2 protein-coding genes and 1 pseudogene are annotated in these 3,081 nt (G+C 52.8%); 2 read left to right on the top strand and 1 reads right to left on the bottom strand.

From position 1 onward, the window contains the following. A pseudogene (locus ACEW8P_RS15605) lies at window positions 1-777 on the top strand (glycosyl hydrolase); the annotation flags it as partial. A gap of 16 nt (window positions 778-793) precedes the next feature. Then, entirely contained in the window at window positions 794-1,303 is a 510-nt protein-coding gene (locus tag ACEW8P_RS15600; RefSeq protein ID WP_373514009.1) for a cupin domain-containing protein, read from the top strand. Between the two features lie 91 nt (window positions 1,304-1,394). Here the strand turns inward: ACEW8P_RS15600 and ACEW8P_RS15595 are convergent, their stop codons facing one another. Continuing rightward, the gene (locus tag ACEW8P_RS15595) at window positions 1,395-2,513 is read right to left on the bottom strand and encodes a zinc metalloprotease (protein WP_373514008.1); all 1,119 of its coding nucleotides are present in this window, start codon (window positions 2,511-2,513) and stop codon (window positions 1,395-1,397) included. Window positions 2,514-3,081: the final 568 nt, after the last annotated feature.

Here is a 3,081-nt window from a genome sequence, read left to right as displayed (position 1 = left end):
CCGGAAATCAAAATTTTACAAAACGGCCAAGAAATCCGCACGGTACGCGGCACCAACAAGCCGGGCGTCAATCGCGTGTGGTGGGATTTGCGGCACGACTCGCCCGCGCGGCCCAAGCTGCGCACCCTGCCGCCCGGCAAGTCGTGGGTGACGTTTGGCAAGGACAGTACCCGCACATTGCTGGTGTGGGACATCGACATCAATCAGGGCCTGCTGGGGCCGCGCGTTACGCCGGGCACTTTCACCGCACGAGTCGATCTTGACGATGGCAACCTGACTCAGTCCATCGAAATCTTGAAAGACCCGAACTCAGCAGGTACTTTGGCTGACATCGCGGCCCAGGAAAAATTCAGTCTGGAACTTCGCGCCGCCCAAAATCAGGCGGTGCAGTTGATCGACGATTTGGAAAAAAAGCGGGCGAAGATGGGGCGGCTACTGCCTCAGGTTTCGGACAAAAAGTTAAAGCCCGCGTTGGAAAAACTCGACGAAGCCGCCACGCAAATCTCGGCTCAACTCTACGACATCCACCTCACGGGTGCGCGGGAAGACGCCTTCCGCAATCCCATAAAACTATACAGCCGCCTCGGCGCACTCGCCAGCGACATCGGAGCCAACGGCGTGGATTTCCCACCGACCAATCAGCAGCGCGAGGTTTTTGGGGTTTTGCAAGAGCAGTTGGCGAAGGCACAGCGGGAATACGATGCCTTCGTGAAGGATGCTATGCCGGGTGTGAGCAAGGCACTGAGGAGGAAGGATAAAGAGTGGGCGCTAGAATAAGCCAGATTTTTTTTAAATGAATTTTAGTAACCCAGCCGCTTACTGGATCGAGAAGTACCAGATGCAACCACATCCCGAAGGGGGGTACTTTGTGGAAACTTACCGCGCGGCGGAGCAAATTCCGCACGCAGCTTTGCCAAATAGGTTCGGCGGTAGTCGCGCGTTTAGCACGGCGATCTATTTTCTTTTGGAAGGCCACCACTTTTCGGCTTTGCACCGCATTCGGGCCGATGAGGTGTGGCACTTTTACGCGGGCGACCCGCTGGAAGTGTTCGTTATTTACCCCGAGAGCGGCGCGTTGGACATCATCCGGCTCGGTCCCGATCCCGAGGCGGACGAAGTGTTTCAGGCCGTGGTGCCAGCGGGTGCCTGGTTTGGCTCCCGTCCCGTGGCGGGCGCGGTTTATTCGCTGGTGGGTTGCACGGTAGCGCCGGGCTTTGATTTCGCGGATTTTGAACTGGCGGAGCGAGAAAAGTTACTGGCGGCTTTTCCACATCATAAATTGGTGATTGAAGGGCTCGTTTAGCAGTTTAATAAAAAAGCATTTCAACACTGCACAAGCAAGCCCTGCTCATTCGGGCAGGGCTTGCTTATTGACCGTCAAATATTTCTTGCCATTAGGGAGTAACAGTTGCGAAGTCGGCGCGAGGGCCACCCGGCGTGAAGATTGCACGCGAACGCGATTTCTGCCCGGTAGAAAACATGTACATGCAACCATCGTAGGTATAGTCCATGTAGTTCATGGTCATGTCGTTGCTACTGCAGCGAACGGTGGGGTAAGTTGGGCAACCATAGTTGGGGCCATCAGACATGGGGGTGTCAGCAACGTAGTCGTCCACGCCACAACCGCCGTCGCCCCAGATGTGGCGCAGGTTCAGCCAGTGACCAACCTCATGCGTGGCCGTACGGCCCAAATCATAAGGAGCCGACAGGTAGAAGTTGCTCCCCAGCGCACTGCTGCCAAAGTACTCGGGGCCAATTACAATTCCGTCAGTACTAACCGAACCGCCCGGAAACTGGGCGTACCCCAGAATACCACCGCCTATGTTACACACCCAGATATTCAGATACCCGGCTACCGCGTCGGAGCCACCACGCTTGCGATTCTTCACGGCGTCGTTGGTTCCCCATGACGACTTGGAAGACGCCTTCCGAATGAGGTCACCGGTGTTCCAGGAGTACTGGATGTTGAAATCGGCGATCAGGGGCGCGAACTCAGAAGGAGTGCTATTCTTATCGTTATTCTGAGCCCTGAAGTCTTTGTTCAGTACATCAATCTGCGATTGAATCTGGGCGTTGCTGATGTTCTGTTGGCTGTTGTTATAGATCACGTGTACATATACCGGAATCGTAATGGTGACAGCAGGGTCGGTAGTTCCGCCGCCGCCAGTATCACCGCCGCCACCGCCGTTGCCGGGTTTCCCATCTCCGCCCCCATTACCGGGCTTTTGATTGTTATCCGACTTTTGAATGCCGTTATTTCCTTTTTCCATGGCGATGAAACGCTGTGTATGGGCTTCTATGGCTTCCATACTACGGGCCAATCCGGGATTTTCGGCTAGTTTGTCGGAGAGTACTTTCATCGTAGCGCAGCGATCCTCGCCGCCTGGTTGTCCAATCCGGGCCGACGAGGTTTTTTGAGGCTGCATCGCCTCATCATTCAAATGGTTTTCGGAACAGGCTACCACGAAGGTCATGGAGGCTGCCACAAACAATGCTTTGTACAACGGTTTCATTTGAGTACTGGGGTCAGTGAAAAAGCAAGTAACCAAAAAAAAGTAATAAATAGATATTTAACTTCTTTTTTTGAGTGAAGGGTAACAGATCAACTATGCCCTGTTGCTGTATCAGGCAGGACACTAGTTCAATAAAAAACACAAAAAAGCAAAGTTCAGCTTATCTGGGTTTGCCCCGCCAAAAGGCGGAGGATTCACGGAAACTGAGCAACGTATCCTCACCAACTGGTTCAGTCAGATTCGCTTTTTGTAGTTTCGTCCCCACCGCCAAATCCTGCCGTCCAATCATCTGTCGTTTGCTCGAAGTCGGAGTCGACTACCTTCACCGCACTCACATCCTTGTCCTGATTGCAAGATCAGAGACCCACTCCCAGCAGGGCACTCGTTATCCATCCATTCTTCTTCATTTATATCGGTTGTTGAGTTTTGTAAGAAAAGCAATTATCTCCTTAGTTCTACTTTGTTAAATCAAAAATAACGACTATCATACGCTTATGACATACGCTGACTTAAATGAAAAAAAATTGAAAACTACGCCCGGACCTACTGGGATCACTTCACGCGCGGG

This window comes from Persicitalea sp. (genome assembly GCF_041751555.1).
In the GTDB taxonomy this organism is placed as follows: Bacteria; Bacteroidota; Bacteroidia; order Cytophagales; family Spirosomataceae; genus Persicitalea.
The sequence above is the reverse complement of the archived record's forward strand: the minus strand, read 5'-3'. Positions and strand labels throughout refer to the sequence as shown.

Excerpts from the sequence above, each read along its gene's own strand:
- ACEW8P_RS15595 (WP_373514008.1), bottom strand. The coding sequence starts at position 2,513 with ATGAAACCGTTGTACAAAGCATTGTTTGTGGCAGCCTCCATGACCTTC.
- ACEW8P_RS15600 (WP_373514009.1), top strand. The coding sequence starts at position 794 with ATGAATTTTAGTAACCCAGCCGCTTACTGGATCGAGAAGTACCAGATG.